The organism is Streptomyces sp. MS191 (assembly GCF_008042125.1).
Classification (GTDB): Bacteria; Actinomycetota; Actinomycetes; order Streptomycetales; family Streptomycetaceae; genus Streptomyces.
Window position 1 is genome coordinate 607,614 of sequence record NZ_RDBI01000066.1, and the last position, 14,132, is coordinate 621,745.

At 71.5% G+C, this 14,132-nt stretch carries 17 protein-coding genes and 1 pseudogene; 10 read left to right on the plus strand and 8 right to left on the minus strand.

Annotation, left to right across the window (positions count from 1 at the left end; translation table 11 throughout):
- Window positions 1-119 precede the first annotated feature (119 nt).
- Complete coding sequence (locus EAO71_RS31410; RefSeq protein WP_187282891.1) at window positions 120-1,166, plus strand: family 2 encapsulin nanocompartment cargo protein polyprenyl transferase; 1,047 nt, start codon at window positions 120-122, stop codon at window positions 1,164-1,166.
- 4 nt (window positions 1,167-1,170) lie between these two features.
- On the opposite strand, the gene EAO71_RS31415 is transcribed toward EAO71_RS31410, so the two are convergent.
- Window positions 1,171-1,746 carry a TetR/AcrR family transcriptional regulator gene (locus EAO71_RS31415; protein ID WP_147981171.1) on the minus strand — a complete coding sequence of 192 codons (576 nt, stop codon included), beginning with the start codon at window positions 1,744-1,746 and terminating at the stop codon, window positions 1,171-1,173.
- A 125-nt stretch (window positions 1,747-1,871) separates the two neighbouring features.
- Between EAO71_RS31415 and EAO71_RS31420 the strand changes: the two genes are divergently transcribed.
- From EAO71_RS31420 to EAO71_RS31430, 3 genes are read left to right on the plus strand one after another with little or no spacing between them, the layout of a single operon-like run.
- Entirely contained in the window at window positions 1,872-2,453 is a 582-nt protein-coding gene (locus tag EAO71_RS31420; protein WP_147981172.1) for a dihydrofolate reductase family protein, read from the plus strand.
- 27 nt (window positions 2,454-2,480) lie between these two features.
- A complete protein-coding gene (locus EAO71_RS31425) occupies window positions 2,481-2,807 on the plus strand; it encodes a hypothetical protein (protein WP_147981173.1) in 327 nt (108 codons plus the stop codon).
- A 42-nt stretch (window positions 2,808-2,849) separates the two neighbouring features.
- Window positions 2,850-3,269: a DUF6304 family protein gene (locus tag EAO71_RS31430; protein WP_147981174.1), complete on the plus strand. Its 420-nt coding sequence runs from the start codon at window positions 2,850-2,852 to the stop codon at window positions 3,267-3,269.
- A gap of 98 nt (window positions 3,270-3,367) precedes the next feature.
- On the opposite strand, the gene EAO71_RS31435 is transcribed toward EAO71_RS31430, so the two are convergent.
- Together EAO71_RS31435 and snpA are read right to left on the minus strand one after the other, a co-directional pair.
- Window positions 3,368-3,826, minus strand: a complete 459-nt coding sequence (locus EAO71_RS31435) for a group II truncated hemoglobin (RefSeq protein WP_147981175.1) — start codon at window positions 3,824-3,826, stop codon at window positions 3,368-3,370.
- A 261-nt stretch (window positions 3,827-4,087) separates the two neighbouring features.
- A complete protein-coding gene (snpA, locus tag EAO71_RS31440; protein WP_147981176.1) occupies window positions 4,088-4,735 on the minus strand; it encodes a snapalysin in 648 nt (215 codons plus the stop codon).
- A gap of 187 nt (window positions 4,736-4,922) precedes the next feature.
- Here snpA and EAO71_RS31445 point away from each other — a divergent pair, with 187 nt between their 5' ends.
- The 3 genes from EAO71_RS31445 to EAO71_RS31455 all read left to right on the plus strand — a co-directional run bounded on the left by EAO71_RS31445 (window position 4,923) and on the right by EAO71_RS31455 (window position 6,872).
- The gene (locus EAO71_RS31445; protein WP_147981177.1) at window positions 4,923-5,879 is read left to right on the plus strand and encodes a LysR family transcriptional regulator; all 957 of its coding nucleotides are present in this window, start codon (window positions 4,923-4,925) and stop codon (window positions 5,877-5,879) included.
- A 166-nt stretch (window positions 5,880-6,045) separates the two neighbouring features.
- A complete protein-coding gene (locus EAO71_RS31450) occupies window positions 6,046-6,516 on the plus strand; it encodes a GNAT family N-acetyltransferase (protein WP_147981178.1) in 471 nt (156 codons plus the stop codon).
- On the plus strand, window positions 6,513-6,872 hold the full coding sequence (locus EAO71_RS31455) for a hypothetical protein (RefSeq protein WP_147981179.1): 360 nt from the start codon (window positions 6,513-6,515) through the stop codon (window positions 6,870-6,872). Before EAO71_RS31450 ends, EAO71_RS31455 begins: the two co-directional genes overlap by 4 nt.
- 155 nt (window positions 6,873-7,027) lie before the next feature.
- Here the strand turns inward: EAO71_RS31455 and sodN are convergent, their stop codons facing one another.
- Window positions 7,028-7,423 (minus strand): superoxide dismutase, Ni, encoded by a 396-nt coding sequence (gene sodN, locus EAO71_RS31460; protein WP_137993403.1) that lies wholly within the window; start codon window positions 7,421-7,423, stop codon window positions 7,028-7,030.
- A 142-nt stretch (window positions 7,424-7,565) separates the two neighbouring features.
- Between sodN and sodX the strand changes: the two are divergent.
- Window positions 7,566-7,871, plus strand: a pseudogene (gene sodX / locus EAO71_RS31465) (nickel-type superoxide dismutase maturation protease); the annotation flags it as partial.
- Window positions 7,872-7,903: 32 nt separating this feature from the next.
- Here sodX and EAO71_RS31470 read toward each other — a convergent pair.
- Window positions 7,904-8,560 (minus strand): CGNR zinc finger domain-containing protein, encoded by a 657-nt coding sequence (locus EAO71_RS31470; protein WP_261992431.1) that lies wholly within the window; start codon window positions 8,558-8,560, stop codon window positions 7,904-7,906.
- A gap of 94 nt (window positions 8,561-8,654) precedes the next feature.
- Between EAO71_RS31470 and EAO71_RS31475 the strand changes: the two genes are divergently transcribed.
- A complete protein-coding gene (locus EAO71_RS31475; RefSeq protein WP_147981181.1) occupies window positions 8,655-9,419 on the plus strand; it encodes a class I SAM-dependent methyltransferase in 765 nt (254 codons plus the stop codon).
- Between the two features lie 67 nt (window positions 9,420-9,486).
- Here EAO71_RS31475 and EAO71_RS31480 read toward each other — a convergent pair whose 3' ends face one another.
- Genes EAO71_RS31480 through EAO71_RS31490 form a run of 3 tightly spaced genes read right to left on the minus strand, consistent with a single transcriptional unit; the run spans window position 9,487 to window position 12,208 of the window.
- Window positions 9,487-10,248: an amino acid ABC transporter ATP-binding protein gene (locus EAO71_RS31480; RefSeq protein ID WP_147981182.1), complete on the minus strand. Its 762-nt coding sequence runs from the start codon at window positions 10,246-10,248 to the stop codon at window positions 9,487-9,489.
- The gene (locus tag EAO71_RS31485) at window positions 10,245-11,201 is read right to left on the minus strand and encodes an amino acid ABC transporter permease (RefSeq protein WP_147981183.1); all 957 of its coding nucleotides are present in this window, start codon (window positions 11,199-11,201) and stop codon (window positions 10,245-10,247) included. Before EAO71_RS31485 ends, EAO71_RS31480 begins: the two co-directional genes overlap by 4 nt.
- A 29-nt stretch (window positions 11,202-11,230) precedes the next feature.
- On the minus strand, window positions 11,231-12,208 hold the full coding sequence (locus EAO71_RS31490; protein WP_147981184.1) for an ABC transporter substrate-binding protein: 978 nt from the start codon (window positions 12,206-12,208) through the stop codon (window positions 11,231-11,233).
- 535 nt (window positions 12,209-12,743) lie between these two features.
- On the opposite strand from EAO71_RS31490, the gene EAO71_RS31495 reads away from it, so the two are divergent.
- The gene (locus EAO71_RS31495) at window positions 12,744-13,955 is read left to right on the plus strand and encodes an NAD(P)-dependent malic enzyme (RefSeq protein WP_147981185.1); all 1,212 of its coding nucleotides are present in this window, start codon (window positions 12,744-12,746) and stop codon (window positions 13,953-13,955) included.
- Window positions 13,956-14,132: the final 177 nt, after the last annotated feature.

Sequence of the window (14,132 nt, forward strand, 5' to 3'; positions counted from 1 at the left end):
ATCCGGCCCCCGTCGCGACCGGCTCCGCCGTGACAGAGCGAGCGACCCGAGGGGGCGCGCGACCGCGGAGGCACGCGACGCGCCCGCTCGGGGTGGACGAGACCGAGGTGACCGTGACCATGACCAGCGCGGGTGTCGCGACCGACGGCCAGGGCGCCGTGGCACTCCTCGACCAGACCCGCACCGTCGTCGACCCCCACCTGCGCTCGACCGTGGAGTCCCTGCCGGGCTCCATGCGCTCGGTGGCGATGTACCACTTCGGCTGGGAGCACGCCGACGGCTCGCCGGCCGCCGGGCCCGCCGGCAAGGCCATCCGGCCGGCCCTGGTGCTGGCGGCGGCGCGGGCGCTCGGCGCCGAACCGGCACCCGCGGCGCGGGCCGCCGCCGCGGTGGAGCTCGTGCACAACTTCACGCTGCTGCACGACGACATCCTCGACGAGGACCCGACCCGGCGGCACCGTCCCACGGCCTGGACCGTCTTCGGCGTCCCGGACGCCCTCCTCGCGGGCGACGCCATGCTCGCGCTCGCCCTGCGGCTCCTCGCCGAGGAGGGCCGGCACCCGGCGTCCGCCGCGGCCTCGGCCCGGCTCGCCGCCTGCGTGATCGAGATCTGTGCCGGGCAGCAGGCGGACTGCGCCTTCGAGCAGCGCGCCCCGAGCGAGGTCTCCCTGGAGGAGTGCCTCGCGATGGCCACCGCGAAGACGGGCGCGCTGCTGGGCTGCGCCTGCGCGGTGGGCGCGCTCTACGCGGGCGCGGGGGCGGAGGAGGTCGCGGCCATGGACGCGTTCGGCCGCGAGGCCGGGCTCGCGTTCCAGCTGATCGACGACCTGATCGGGATCTGGGGCGATCCGGACCGCACCGGCAAGCCGGCCGGTGCCGATCTCGCCGCGCACAAGAAGTCGCTGCCGGTGGTGGCGGCGCTGGCGTCGGGCACGCCGGCGGGGGAGGAGCTGGCCGCGCTGTACGCCCGGCCGACGCTCGACGCGTTCGCGGTGCGCGCCGCGGCGGGGGCCGTCGAGCGGGCGGGCGGTCGTGACTGGGCGCAGGCCGAGGCGGCCGACCGGATGGCCCGGGCCGTCCACCAGCTCTCCCTCGCGGTGCCGGACCTCACGGCCGCGGGCGACCTGCTGGCCCTCGCGGAGTTCGTGACCCGCCGCAGCCGCTGAGCGGTCAGGCCGCCGGCACGATGCGGTTCACCACGGTCTCGATCAGGGTGTCCAGTTCCCGGTCGTCGTGGAGGCCCGGCACGGTGAAGTGGTCCACCAGCAGGCCGGTGAGGGCGAAGTAGAGCAGCAGGACCGTGTCCTCGTCGCCGGGCATCCCGGCGGCGAGGTGCAGGCGGATGTTCTCGTCGAGGTCGCCGCGCAGGACCTCGGTGAGCCGGCCGCGCAGCTCAGGGCGCCGGGTGGCCTCCAGCCGGAGCTCGAAGAGCCCCAGGTAGCAGCTGCGCTCGGCGGCCATCCGCCGGGCGAGCCAGCGCATGAGCTCCACCACCAGTTCCCGGCTCGGCTCGGGAAGCATGGCCGTGTCCAGGGCGCCCGCCTCGGGGGTCAGGCGGACGAAGATCCGCTCCCCGACCTGGGAGAGCAACTGGTCCCGGTCGGCGAAGTAGTTGGACGAGGTGCCCGTCGGGACGCCCGCCCGGGCGTCGACCGCCCGGAAGGTCAGACCGCGGGCACCTTCGTCCGCCATCACCTCGATCGCCGCGTCGAGCAGTGCCGCGCGGCGCTCTGGGTTTCTCGCCACTGGGGGCTCCATCCGTGTATTCCGTGTGCTCGTCCAAAATAGGTCTTGCGTAACCACTACACATGAAGCACTATATCTGTCGTGGTTGCGATCGCGGCCGCGTCCGAAGAGTGAAGAGGTCCGGTTTGCGCAAGCTCACGTACTACATCGCCTGCACCATCGACGGCTTCATCGGTGACCCCGAGGGCGATGCCGCTTCCATGTACGCGTTCACGAACGGCGCGTACATGGAGTGGATGGGGGCCGAGTACCCGGAGACCACCCCGTCCCACCTGCGCGACGCGCTCGGCGTCGACGCCCCCCACCGGCACTTCGACACCGTCGTGCAGGGGATGCGGTCCTACCGGATCGCCCTGGACGTCGGTGTCACCAGCCCGTTCGCCCACCTGAGGGAGTTCGTGGCGACCCGGTCCCTCACCGAGTCGCCCGATCCGAACGTCGAGCTGATCGCCGACGACCTGGTCGGCCGGATCCGCGCGCTCAAGGCGGAGGACGGCCCCCTCGGCATCTGGCTCTGCGGCGGCTCCACCATCGCCGGCGCGCTCGTCGACGAGATCGACGAACTGGTCATCAAGACCTACCCGCAGGTCTACGGTTCCGGCATGCCGATGTTCGGCGCCGGCTTCGAGCCCCGCGACTTCGAGCTGGGCGAGGTGCGCACCTTCGACAACGGCGTCCTCGTCCGCACGTACACCAGGAAGCGGTGACGGCGGGTGCGCCCTACCCTGGGAGGTATGGGCAGCGAAGCACGTCGCACCACCCACGACCCCCTGGCCGCACAGGCCTGTCCGGCCTGCGGCCGGCCCGTCGGCACGACGGCCAGGCGGCACAAGGCGCTGGGGGTCTGGGTGCCGATCTGGGAGACGCAGCCGTGCCGCAACCGCGACTGCAGCCTCTTCGAGGGGGAGCAGGACGCCCCTGGGGAGGCCATGGCGCCCCCCTCCGCCGACAGCACCGCCGCGGCGGTGCCCAACGGTGTCGAACCGGAGGGGGCGGAAGCCACTACCACTGACGTGACCGGCAAGAACGGCGAGACCGGGAGAAGTCCGGCCACGGGGTGACCGGCCGCGCGGCGGAGCCGGTCATACCGCTACAGTCCGCGCATGTCATCGGAGTCGACGGAAGTCTGGACCGGCTGGTACCGGGACCGCAGCGGCGCGGAAGCGATCGTCATCACGGCGGACGGCCGGCGGGTGTCCACCCGCATCAGGGGAATCGAGTACGCGGGCGCGTCCTTCGACGCCCTGCGCGCCGCTGGCGAGGGCGCCGAAGCCCTCACGGGATGTGTACTGGAGTGGGACCTGCCGCTCCCCGTCGTGGCGGACGGCGCCACGCAACAGGCCACCCTCGGCTGTCTGCTGACGCTCGGTGAGCGCGCGGACCTGAGCCTGACCCTCCACTACGGCGGCACCTCCTACGAGTCCGGCATCGCCGGAGGCGACTTCGACGAGGCCCTCGACCGCGTCCGGCGGCAACTGCCGTCCGGGGTCACCTTCACCCGCCGCCTCCTCCAGGCCGTCTGAGAAGCGGGGCGCGCGCCGTGGCCGCGGCCACGGCGGCGCGTCCGGGCCGGCGCGTCCGCCCCGCCCCCGACCGCGGGGCGGGAAGCGCGGCCGGTCCGTCAGGCCAGGCCGTCCCACCCCCAGCGCGGGGTCGGTCCCGGCTCGCCCAGATCCGTACCCGGCGCCGAGGCCGACACGTCCTTGGCGATCCGGGTGCCCCAGTCGAAGTACTCCAGGACCCGGCGGCGCAGCAGTGCGTCGTCCGGCAGCTCCTTCTCCACCGCCACCGTCATCAGCTCCATCCAGCGCAGGCGCTGTTCCTCGGTGATGGCGAGCCCGAGGTGGGCGCGGAGCAGGGCCTGGTGGCCGCCGAGGCGTGCCGTGAAGTCCGCGGGCCCGGAGAAGACCTCCGCGAGCCACACGGCGACGTGCTGCACGTGCGTGGGGGTGAAGTCGGCGAAGACCGGGGCGAGGACCGGATCGGCGAGCACCGCCTCGTAGAAGGTGTCGGAGAGCCGGCGCAGGGCGTCGGCGCCGCCCACCGCCTCGTACAGGGACTTCTCGGGCTGGGCGGTCATCGTGCGCCTCCGTGATCCTCGGTGCGGGTGCGCGCGGCGAGGCGCGCCGGGGCCGTCCGCCCCGGTGGGACCACCCCGGCCGGGTGCTCCGGGACCCAGGATTCCCGCAACTGGTCCCTGTTCCAAGGATGTTCGCCCTCGGCGCGTTCCCCCGGCACGACGACGGCGACCGCTGCCGCCCTCCCGTCGGGACACCCGCTCCCACGGCCGAGGGCCACCGGCAGCGGCTGCCGGTGGCCCTCGACGGAACGGGTGCGGGGATCAGGAGACCTTGAAGGCCGAGGCGATCCCGTTGCGCCACAGCTGGTCCACCCGGGAGCGCTCCTGGGAGTTGGGCTGGGCGTTCGTGCAGGACGTGCCCGGACCGCCGCCGGACATCAGCTCGCTGCACGGGCCGCTGTAGTGGTCGGGCAGGCCGAGGACGTGCCCGGTCTCGTGCGCGGTGACGCGGGTGGAGTTGTACTGCTGGTTCTGGCGGTAGTCGAGGAAGATGTAGCCGTTCCCGTGGCCGTCGGTGCTGGCGTACGAGCCGCGGGAGTCGTTGCCCTCGTAGTAGCGGAAGTCGGGGTTGCTGCCCTCGACCAGCCGCACGTTGACGACGGAGCTGTTCCATATCTGGGCGCTCCGCGAGATCTGGGTGCGGAACGACGGGGCGTTGGCGGCGCTGTACACGACGGTGACGGCGAGCGCGCCCGGGTTGGCGGCCCGCTTCTCGGCCACGGACTTCATGACGGCCTCGTAGAACGCCTTGTTCGCCTTCGCCTCCTGCTGCGAGCCGGCGTAGGCCGTGTAGCCGGACGACGGGGCGGCGGAGACGGCGGAGGCGGTGGGGGCGGCTCCGAGGGCGATGGCGAGTCCGAGGCCGAGGGTGGCGGCCAGGGTGGTCGAGAGGACCTTGGGGTGTGTCATGGGGGGCTCCTCCTGTGGGGTTGGGGAGAGTCTGGAGGGAGCCCCGGGGTCAGCGGATGATGGCAGCAGGGGATAGCCCGAACACATCACCGCCAGGAAAACGGATGCCCAACTCCCCTCGAATGACGGGGAATTGATGCGACATGGGTGTCTGGTGCGACTCAGGACGCCGTCCTACGCTCGACGTATGGACCTGGAGGTCAGACATCTGCGCGTGCTCTGCGCCATCGCGGACACGGGCAGCCTGCACAAGGCGGCACGCCAGCTGGGCATGACCCAGCCCTCGGTGACGACCCAGCTGCGCCGGATCGAGAACGCCCTGGGTGCCGAACTGTTCTCGCGCGGCCGCACCGGCTGCCGGCCCACCCCCCTCGGCCGTGCGGTCCTCAGCAGGGCCCGCCCCCTGGTCGACCAGATGGCCGTGCTGATCACCGAGACCAGGGCCGCGGCGGCCGGCGGCGACGGCCCGCGTCTCCGGGTCGGCTCGACAGCGAGCCGGGCGCTGCCGGGCTGGCTGCGCCGGCTGCGCCACAACCGGCCCGGCACCGACATCGCGCTCCACATGGACGTCTCCGCCAACGCCCTGCTGCGATCGGTGGCGGCCGGCCAGCTGGACGTGGCCTTCGTCCACGAGGTCGAGGGCTGTCCGCTCCGCGTCCCCCACGGCCTCCAGGAGCGGGTCCTGGTCGAGCGGGAACCGCAGTTCATCTCCCTGGCCCGGGACCATCCGGCCGCGCGCCGGCCCGTGGTGGAGCTGGCCGAGCTCGCCGACGACCGCTGGATGGTCGACCCGACCGTGGACGGCGAGTGGGACGGACTGCGACGGGTCCTCGGCGAGGCCGGGATCGACCCCCCGCTGCTGCACGGGGACTACCACACGGCCGCCGCCCTGGTCGTGCTCGGCGAGGCGGTGACGCCCTGTCAGCCCACCTCCGGCCCGCGCGAGGACATGGCGATCCGTCCCCTGCGCGACGACCCCCTGGGCGTGCGCCTGCTGCTGTACGCCCGGGTCGGGGCCCCGCTGGACCCGCTGTTCGCGGACCTGGCGGCGGCCTACCAGGAGGCCGCGCTGCGGGCGGCACCGTACCGCGAGTGGCTGCGCCGGCACGGGATGTCGGTGGGGCCGTGCATGATGACGGCATGACGGATCCCGTGGCCGAGGCCACCCCGACGGCACGAGGCCCGGCCCGGCACGTCCCGCCCGGCGCACGACGCCCGGCGCTTCCTTCCGGACACGGCCGGGACGGCATCGGGAAGGCCGCCACGCGGCTCCGCACCCGGGCGGCGGACCCGGGGGCGGGAGCGATCCGTTGAGCGCCGCACGCGTCCGCCACGCCCTTCCCGCCGATCTGGACCGGGTGGCCGGACTGGCGGCGGAGCACGCCGCGTACGAGAAGTCCGCGCCCCCGGCGCCGGGGCTCGCGGACCGGCTGGCGCGGCTGCTGTTCGGGCCCGAACCCGCCCGCCTGCGCTGCCTGGTGGCCGAACTCCCCGACGGGACCCTCGCGGGCTACGCGACCTGCTCCCCGGAACTCTCCACCTGGGACGCCGCCGAGTACCTCCACATGGACTGCCTCTACCTCTCGGCCGACCACCGCGGCCTGGGCCTCGGCCCGCTCTTCGTGGCCGCCCTGCGCGAGGAGGCCCGCACGCTCGGCCTGAGCGAGATCCAGTGGCAGACCCCGGTCTGGAACGAGGGCGCGATCCGCTTCTACGACCGCCTGGGCACCGTCTCCAGGGAGAAGCTCCGCTACTTCCTCCCCGTCGAGGAGTCGCCGTGACCGCGTCCGACGCGTCCGCGACGACCGGCGGGGTGTGGCGGGTGCGGGACCGCGAGGGCACCCCGGTGGGCGAGATAGCCGTCGAGGAGGCCGACTTCCCCTGGCTCGCCGGCACGTTCACCCCCGGCCCCGGCTTCGCCGCGGTGAAGCCCCTCTTCGCCCGCGAGCTCGAGCTCCTCGGCCCGGTCATGGAGGAGGCGTCCGACGAGCAGGTACTCGCCTGGGAGACGGCCTACGACGCCGTACGGGCCGCCGTGACGCTGGAGTCCCCGTCGGGCCCGGTGGCCGAGTTCCTGCTGCACGTCGACGGCGACCAGGCCTGGTTCCGCTGGAGCGACGAACCGTTCGAGGACTGAGGGGCGGGGCGGGGGACGCGGGTGCCGTCCCTCGGCGCGGAAAGAAGACCGCACCCGGGCCGTCGAGGCCGCCGTGTTCGGCGGCCCGCGGACCGGGTGCGGACAGGTGGGCGACTCGACCCGCGTGGGTGCGGGTCGGACGGCCCGGCCCGAGGTCAGGCCTTCTTGGTCTCCCAGAAGATGCGGTCGACCTCGGCGATGAGCTCGAGAGCCTTCTCGCCCGTCTTCGGGTCCGTCGACGCCTTGGCGGCCGAGAGGGCCTTCAGGGTGTCGTTGATGAGCTGGTGCAGCTCGGGGTACTTCTCGAAGTGCGGGGGCTTGAAGTAGTCGCTCCACAGCACGGAGATGTGGTGCTTGGCGAGCTCCGCGCGCTGCTCCTTGATGACCGTGGCGCGGGCGCGGAAGTGCGCGTCCTCGTTGGCCTGGTACTTCTCCTGGACGGCCTTGACCGACTCGGCCTCGATCCGGGCCTGGGCCGGGTCGTAGACACCGCAGGGGAGGTCGCAGTGGGCGCTGACCTTCACCTTGGGGGCAAACAGGCGGGAGAGCATGCAGCTGTCCTTCCTCGTGATCGTCTTCTCAGGTGGGACATTACTCCGTGAGAAGCCTGTTTTCGCGAGCGCCCCCTGGGGCTTAGGACAAAAGTCCAGGGTCACCATGGGACTCGTGGACGATCGGACCGGGAGGTGCCGGATGGCAGAGTCGGGGCGGGAGGCGGGGCGCGGATCCGGCGCCCTGTTCGGCATCGCCGAGGTGACGGGGGTGTCCATGGTGCCCACGCTGCWGCACGGTGACCGGCTGCTGGTGCACTACGGGGCGCGGCTGCGGCCCGGGGACGTCGCCGTGCTGCGCCATCCCCTCCAGCAGGATCTGCTCATCGTGAAGCGGCTGGTCGAGCGACAGGGCGCCGCCTGGTGGGTGCTCGGCGACAACCGGGACACCGAGGGCGACAGCCGGGTCTTCGGGGCGGTGCCCGCCGAGCTGCTGCTCGGGCGGGTACGCCTGCGCTACCGCCCCGTCACGCCGGGGCGTCAGCGCTCGCCGGCCGTGCTGCTGTCCTGGCTCTTCTCGTCGGTCCGTCCGGTCGGGTCCCGCCGCTCGTCCGGGGCGGTGTCCTCGGTCCGCTCGGCCTCCAGGCGCTTGCGGGCCCGGTAGGCGGCGACATTGGCGCGGGTCGCGCAGCGGTCCGAGCAGTAGCGGCGGGAGCGGTTGGTCGAGGTGTCCAGATAGGCGTTGCGGCAGGGCGGGGCCTGGCACAGGCCGAGCCGGTCGGCGCCGAACTCCGTGAGGTGGAAGGCGAGTCCCATCGCGGCGATCGCCGCGTAGCCCGCGGTCGCGTTCGAGGGGTGGTCGGCGAGATGCATGTGCCAGCGCGGGCGCCCCTCCTCGTCGAGGTAGTCGTGGCCGGAGATCTGCGGGCTGACCGGGAACTCCAGGAGCAGTGAGTTCAGCAGGTCCACGGCCTGGGTGTGTTCGCCCTCGTCGGCCGCGGTGAAGACGGCCCGCAGCCGGGCGCGGACCGAGCGGAAGCGCGTGATGTCGGCGTCGGTGGCCCGCCGGGCCATCTGGGACGCGGCGCCGAAGAGCTCGCGGATCACCTCGACCGAGGTCAGGGAGTCCTTGTTGCGGGCGGGCTCCTCCGTGTTGACCAGACGCACGGCGTAGTCAGAGTAATGGGCCAGTTCCACTTGTAGTCCTTACGCTGGCAGTCTAGGGTCGGGTGCCGAAGGGGTAACAGCTGTTTCCCCTTTAAGGGTATTACGACGAGGGCGAGGTACGGCGATGACGGACGCGGCGACCACCGGAACCGACTGGACGGCCTGGCAGCGGAGCTGGGACCGCCAGCAGGAGTGGTACATGCCGGACCGCGAGGACCGGTTCCGCGTGATGCTCGACATGGTCGAGGCCGTGGTGGGGCCGGAGCCCCGCGTCCTGGACCTGGCGTGCGGTACAGGGAGTATCACGGATCGGCTGCTCCGGAGGTTCCCGGGGGCGACGAGCGTCGGTGTCGACCTCGACCCCGCGCTGCTCGCCATCGCCGAGGGCTACTTCGCCGGCGACGAGCGGGTGACCTTCGTGACCGCCGACCTGAAGGACCCGCGCTGGACGGAGGGCCTGCCCCACGACTCGTACGACGCCGTGCTCACCGCCACCGCGCTGCACTGGCTCCACACCGAGCCCCTCACCGCCCTCTACGGGCAGCTGGCCGGGCTGGTGCGCGACGGCGGCGTCTTCATGAACGCCGACCACATGATCGACGAGACCACCCCCCGCATCAACGCGGCCGAGCGTGCCCACCGGCACGCCGCCATGGACCGGGCCCGGACGGACGGGGCGCTGGACTGGGCGGACTGGTGGGCGGTGGCGGCCGCCGACCCCGTGCTCGCCGAGCCGACGGCCCGGCGCTTCGAGATCTACGGCGAGCACGCGGACGGCGACACGCCCTCGTCGCGCCGCCACGCCGAGATCCTGCGCGCGGCGGGCTTCGCCGAGGCCCGGCCGGTGTGGGCGTCGCCGTCGGACACGCTGGTGCTCGCGGTGAGGTAGCCGGACGTGGACGGAGGGGCGGTACGGGATGCCCGTACCGCCCCTCCGTGTCATGCCGTCGCGCGCCTTACAGCACCTTGGACAGGAACGCCTTCGTCCGGTCGTGCTGCGGGTTGCCCAGGACCTCGCGCGGGTGGCCGGACTCGACCACGACGCCGCCGTCCATGAAGACGAGCGAGTCGCCCACCTCGCGGGCGAAGCCCATCTCGTGGGTGACGACGACCATCGTCATGCCGGACTCCGCGAGGTCGCGCATGACGTCGAGGACGTCACCCACCAGCTCGGGGTCGAGCGCCGAGGTCGGCTCGTCGAAGAGCATCAGCTTCGGTTCCATCGCCAGAGCACGGGCGATGGCGACGCGCTGCTGCTGGCCGCCGGAGAGCTGCGAGGGGTAGTTCCCCGCCTTGTCGGCCAGGCCGACCCGGTCGAGCAGCCGCTCCGCGCGCTCGCGGGCCACGGCCTTGGACTCGCCCTTCACCTGGATCGGCGCCTCCATGACATTGGCCAGGGCCGTCATGTGCGGGAACAGGTTGAAGCGCTGGAAGACCATGCCGATGTCGCGGCGCTGGGCGGCGACCTCGCTGTCCTTCAGCTCGTAGAGCTTGTCGCCCTTCTGGCGGTAGCCCACCAGCTGGCCGTCGACGTACAGCCGGCCGGCGTTGATCTTCTCCAGGTGGTTGATGCACCGGAGGAAGGTCGACTTGCCGGAACCGGACGGGCCGATCAGGCAGAACACCTCGCCGTTGTTCACCTCGAGGTCGATGCCCTTGAGGATGTGCGCGGCGCCGTAGGACTTGTGGACGCCCTCGGCCTTCACCATGGCGGTCATCGGGTCACCGCCTCACGGTTGGAGAATCGGGAGAGGTTCGCCTTGATCTTCTGCCACGGGGTGGGCGGCAGGGAGCGCAGCGATCCGCGGGCGTAGTGCCTCTCCAGGTAGAACTGGCCGACGCTGAAGACCGAGGTCAGGATCAGGTACCAGATCGAGGCGACGAAGAACATCTCCATCACCGCGAACGAGGTGGAGGCGATGTCCTGTGCGGCCCGCAGCAGGTCGGGGTACTGCACGGCCACGACCAGGGACGAGGTCTTCAGCATGTTGATGAACTCGTTGCCCGTCGGCGGGATGATCACCCGCATCGACTGGGGGAGCACGATGCGCCGCATCGTCTTCGCCTGGCTCATGCCCAGCGCGTGCGACGCCTCCGTCTGGCCCTCGTCGACCGACTGGATGCCGGCCCGGACGATCTCCGCCATGTACGCGCCCTCGTTGAGGCCGAGACCCAGGAGGGCGGCCAGGAAGGGGGTCATGACATCGGTCATCTCGTCCTTGTAGAACCCGATGTTGAAGATCGGGAAGATCAGGGCGAGGTTGAACCAGATCAGCAGCTGCACATAGACCGGGGTGCCGCGGAAGACCCAGATGTAGAGCCAGGCGACGGTGCTGGTCACCGGGTTCTTGGACAGGCGCATGACGGCGAAGACCACGCCGAGCACCAGACCCAGCACCATCGAGGCGACGCTGATCAGGATCGTGTTCCCCAGGCCTTCGAGGATGCTGGGGTCGAAGAGCTTCTCGGGCACGGTGGCCCAGCGGACATCGCCCTGGGAGAACGCGACGCCGAGCAGCACCAGCAGGGCCACCACGACGACGCCGGCGACCCAGCGACCGAAGTGGCGGACCGGAATGGCCTTGATGGCCTCCGGCGGGATCTCCGCCGGGGCGGGGGACGCCCCGGCGGGAACCTTGTCGACCTTGTCTTTGTCGAACTTGTCAGTCACAACGACTGCCCTTCAGTGGTGCGGGGAAGTCAGGAGCCGCCGTTGATCTTGGCCGCGGGGATGGCGCCGTCACCGGCGTTCCACTTCTCGAGGGCGGCCTTGTAGGTGCCGTCCTTGATGGCGGCGTCCAGGGCTTCCTTCAGCGCGTCACGGAGCTGGGTGTTCTTCTTGTCGACGGCGATGCCGAAGAGGCCGGCGTCGGTCTTGTTCGCGATGGCCTCGAAGTCGTTGCCGCCACCCGCGGTCTGCGCGATGTACGCGGCGACCGGGGAGTCGTTCAGGTCGGCGACGGCGCCGCCCGCCTTGACGCGGGTCTGGGCCTCGGCGTCGGTCGGGAAGGACTCGAAGGTGAGGGCGGGCTTGCCGTCCTTCTTGCACTTCTCGGCCTGGGCCTTGGCGGCCTCCTCGTACGTCGTGCCGCGCTGGACCGCGAGCTTCTTGCCGCACAGGTCGTCGAGCGACTTGATGTTCTCGGGGTTGCCCTTCTTCACCAGGATGCCGGTGGAGGCGGTGAAGTAGTCGACGAAGTCGACGCCCGTGCCGGTCTTCTGGCCCTTGTCGTCCAGGCCCTCCTGGCGGGCCTTCGTGTCCGTCATCGAGGACATGACGACGTCGGTGCGGCCGGTCGGCAGGGCCGTCAGCAGCGTGTCGAAGGTGCCGCTCTCGAACTGGAACTTCACGCCGAGCTGCTTGGAGAGCGCCGCGGCGATGTCGGGGTCGACACCGACGATCGTCGCACCCTGCTTGAACTCCATGGGGGCGTAGGTGGCGTCCGTGCCGACCTTGATGACGCCGGCCTTCTGGATGTCCGCGGGGAGCTTCGAGAAGAGCGGGGCCGTGGAGGCCGCGCCGGACTTCGTACCGCCTTCGGGCGTCGAGCCGCCCTCGGTCTGGTCGCCACAGGCGGTCAGCAGCATCGAGCCGGCGACCGCGATGGCGGCGACCGCGGCAAGACGGGAGGTGCGGGTCTTGGCGGCAGTCGTACAGCGCGTGGAGCGTGCGGTCATGGTCGGGTTCCTCCGGCGTGTGAGGGAGTTGCCATAGGTCGCGCACGCACCTTCGAGTGTCGCGACCTCGTGTGATTACGGCATCTTGCCATTCGGACTGCCTCAAACAGACGGCCCTTCATGTCAAAATCGGGTAACGGGTGACCCCCGGATCCCGACGACCCGGTACTTCAGGGCCGGACCTTCTTCAGGGATACCTCGGTTCGGCCGGAAAATCTCCGGCAGGTCTCGCCATTCGGACGACACGAACGACCCGATCCGGTGTACGGGTGAACTTGTCCGGAAATCCGGTGACGCGCCGTGTCTGTACAGGGTGCCCCTGCGTCCATATGAGTCGCATCACCGCGCCAGAATGGACTCGTCGGCGGTGCTGTTCGTCCGGTAAGAAGGATCCTTACACCCCTCATCCGGGGCTCAGGGCGCGTTGTGCGGCGCGCCCGCGCGGCTGCCAGACACGGCGGCCGCGGGTTCCGCCCACCCCTCCTTAACCCGGAGTGGCAACCCTCAAACGATGAAGACTTAAGGGGTCAACCCAATGGCAGCGGAGATCGTCAATCCTCGCAGCGAGAACGGTACGGACGGGGCTCCCGAGGAGCCTTTCGACCCGGCGTTCGCGCTCCATCGCGGCGGCAAGATGGCCATTTCGGCCACCGTGCCCCTGCGTGACAAGGACGACCTGTCCCTCGCGTACACACCCGGCGTCGCCAAGGTGTGCACCGCGATCGCCGAGCAGCCCGAGCTGGTTCACGACTACACCTGGAAGTCCCAGGTCGTCGCGGTCGTGACGGACGGGACGGCCGTGCTCGGACTCGGGGACATCGGACCGGAAGCCTCACTTCCGGTCATGGAGGGGAAGGCCATCCTCTTCAAGCAGTTCGGAGGCGTGGACGCGGTGCCGATCGCGCTCGCCACCACCGACACCGACGAGATCGTCGACACCGTCGTCCGGCTCGCCCCGTCCTTCGGCGGCGTCAACCTGGAGGACATCTCGGCGCCGCGGTGCTTCGAGATCGAGCGCAAGCTCCAGGAGCGCCTCGACATCCCGGTCTTCCACGACGACCAGCACGGCACGGCCGTGGTCACCCTCGCCGCACTGCGCAACGCGGCGAAGCTGACCGGTCGCACCCTCGGTGACCTGCGCGGAGTCATCTCCGGCGCCGGCGCGGCCGGGGTCGCCATCGCGAAGTTCCTCCTGGAGGCCGGGCTCGGGGACGTGGCCGTCGCCGACCGCAAGGGCATCGTGAGCCGGGACCGCGACGACCTCACCCCGGTCAAGCGGGAGCTGGCCGAGATCACGAACAAGGCGGGCCTCAGCGGTTCGCTGGAGGTCGCCCTGGCCGGCGCGGACGTCTTCATCGGCGTCTCCGGCGGTACGGTCCCGGAGGCGGCGGTCGCCTCGATGGCGCCGAACGCCTTCGTCTTCGCCATGGCCAACCCGAACCCGGAGGTCCACCCCGACGTCGCGCACAAGTACGCGGCCGTCGTGGCGACCGGTCGTTCGGACTACCCGAACCAGATCAACAACGTCCTCGCGTTCCCCGGCATCTTCGCGGGCGCCCTCCAGGTCCGGGCCTCCCGGATCACCGAGGGCATGAAGATCGCCGCGGCCGACGCGATCGCGGGCGTGGTCGCCGACGAGCTCTCCGCCGACTGCGTGATCCCGTCGCCGTTCGACGAGCGCGTCGCCCCGGCCGTCGCGGCCGCGGTCGCCGCCGCCGCCCGCGCGGAGGGCGTCGCCCGCCGCTGACGCGGCCGCGACGGCCGGGGCGACGCGCTCGTCGAACGGCGACGGGATCACGCAGTCGGCGGAGAGCTCGTCGGCGACCACGCCCGCGATCGCGTCGGCCGCGGCGATCTTCATGCCCTCGGTGATCCGGGAGGCCCGGACCTGGAGGGCGCCCGCGAAGATGCCGGGGAACGCGAG

Coding starts and splice junctions, on each gene's coding strand:
- EAO71_RS31410 (WP_187282891.1), top strand. CDS start 120: ATGACCAGCGCGGGTGTCGCGACCGACGGCCAGGGCGCCGTGGCACTC.
- EAO71_RS31425 (WP_147981173.1), top strand. CDS start 2,481: ATGGGCAGCGAAGCACGTCGCACCACCCACGACCCCCTGGCCGCACAG.
- EAO71_RS31430 (WP_147981174.1), top strand. CDS start 2,850: ATGTCATCGGAGTCGACGGAAGTCTGGACCGGCTGGTACCGGGACCGC.
- EAO71_RS31435 (WP_147981175.1), bottom strand. CDS start 3,826: ATGACCGCCCAGCCCGAGAAGTCCCTGTACGAGGCGGTGGGCGGCGCC.
- snpA (WP_147981176.1), bottom strand. CDS start 4,735: ATGACACACCCCAAGGTCCTCTCGACCACCCTGGCCGCCACCCTCGGC.
- EAO71_RS31445 (WP_147981177.1), top strand. CDS start 4,923: ATGGACCTGGAGGTCAGACATCTGCGCGTGCTCTGCGCCATCGCGGAC.
- sodN (WP_137993403.1), bottom strand. CDS start 7,423: ATGCTCTCCCGCCTGTTTGCCCCCAAGGTGAAGGTCAGCGCCCACTGC.
- EAO71_RS31475 (WP_147981181.1), top strand. CDS start 8,655: ATGACGGACGCGGCGACCACCGGAACCGACTGGACGGCCTGGCAGCGG.
- EAO71_RS31480 (WP_147981182.1), bottom strand. CDS start 10,248: ATGACCGCCATGGTGAAGGCCGAGGGCGTCCACAAGTCCTACGGCGCC.
- EAO71_RS31490 (WP_147981184.1), bottom strand. CDS start 12,208: ATGACCGCACGCTCCACGCGCTGTACGACTGCCGCCAAGACCCGCACC.
- EAO71_RS31495 (WP_147981185.1), top strand. CDS start 12,744: ATGGCAGCGGAGATCGTCAATCCTCGCAGCGAGAACGGTACGGACGGG.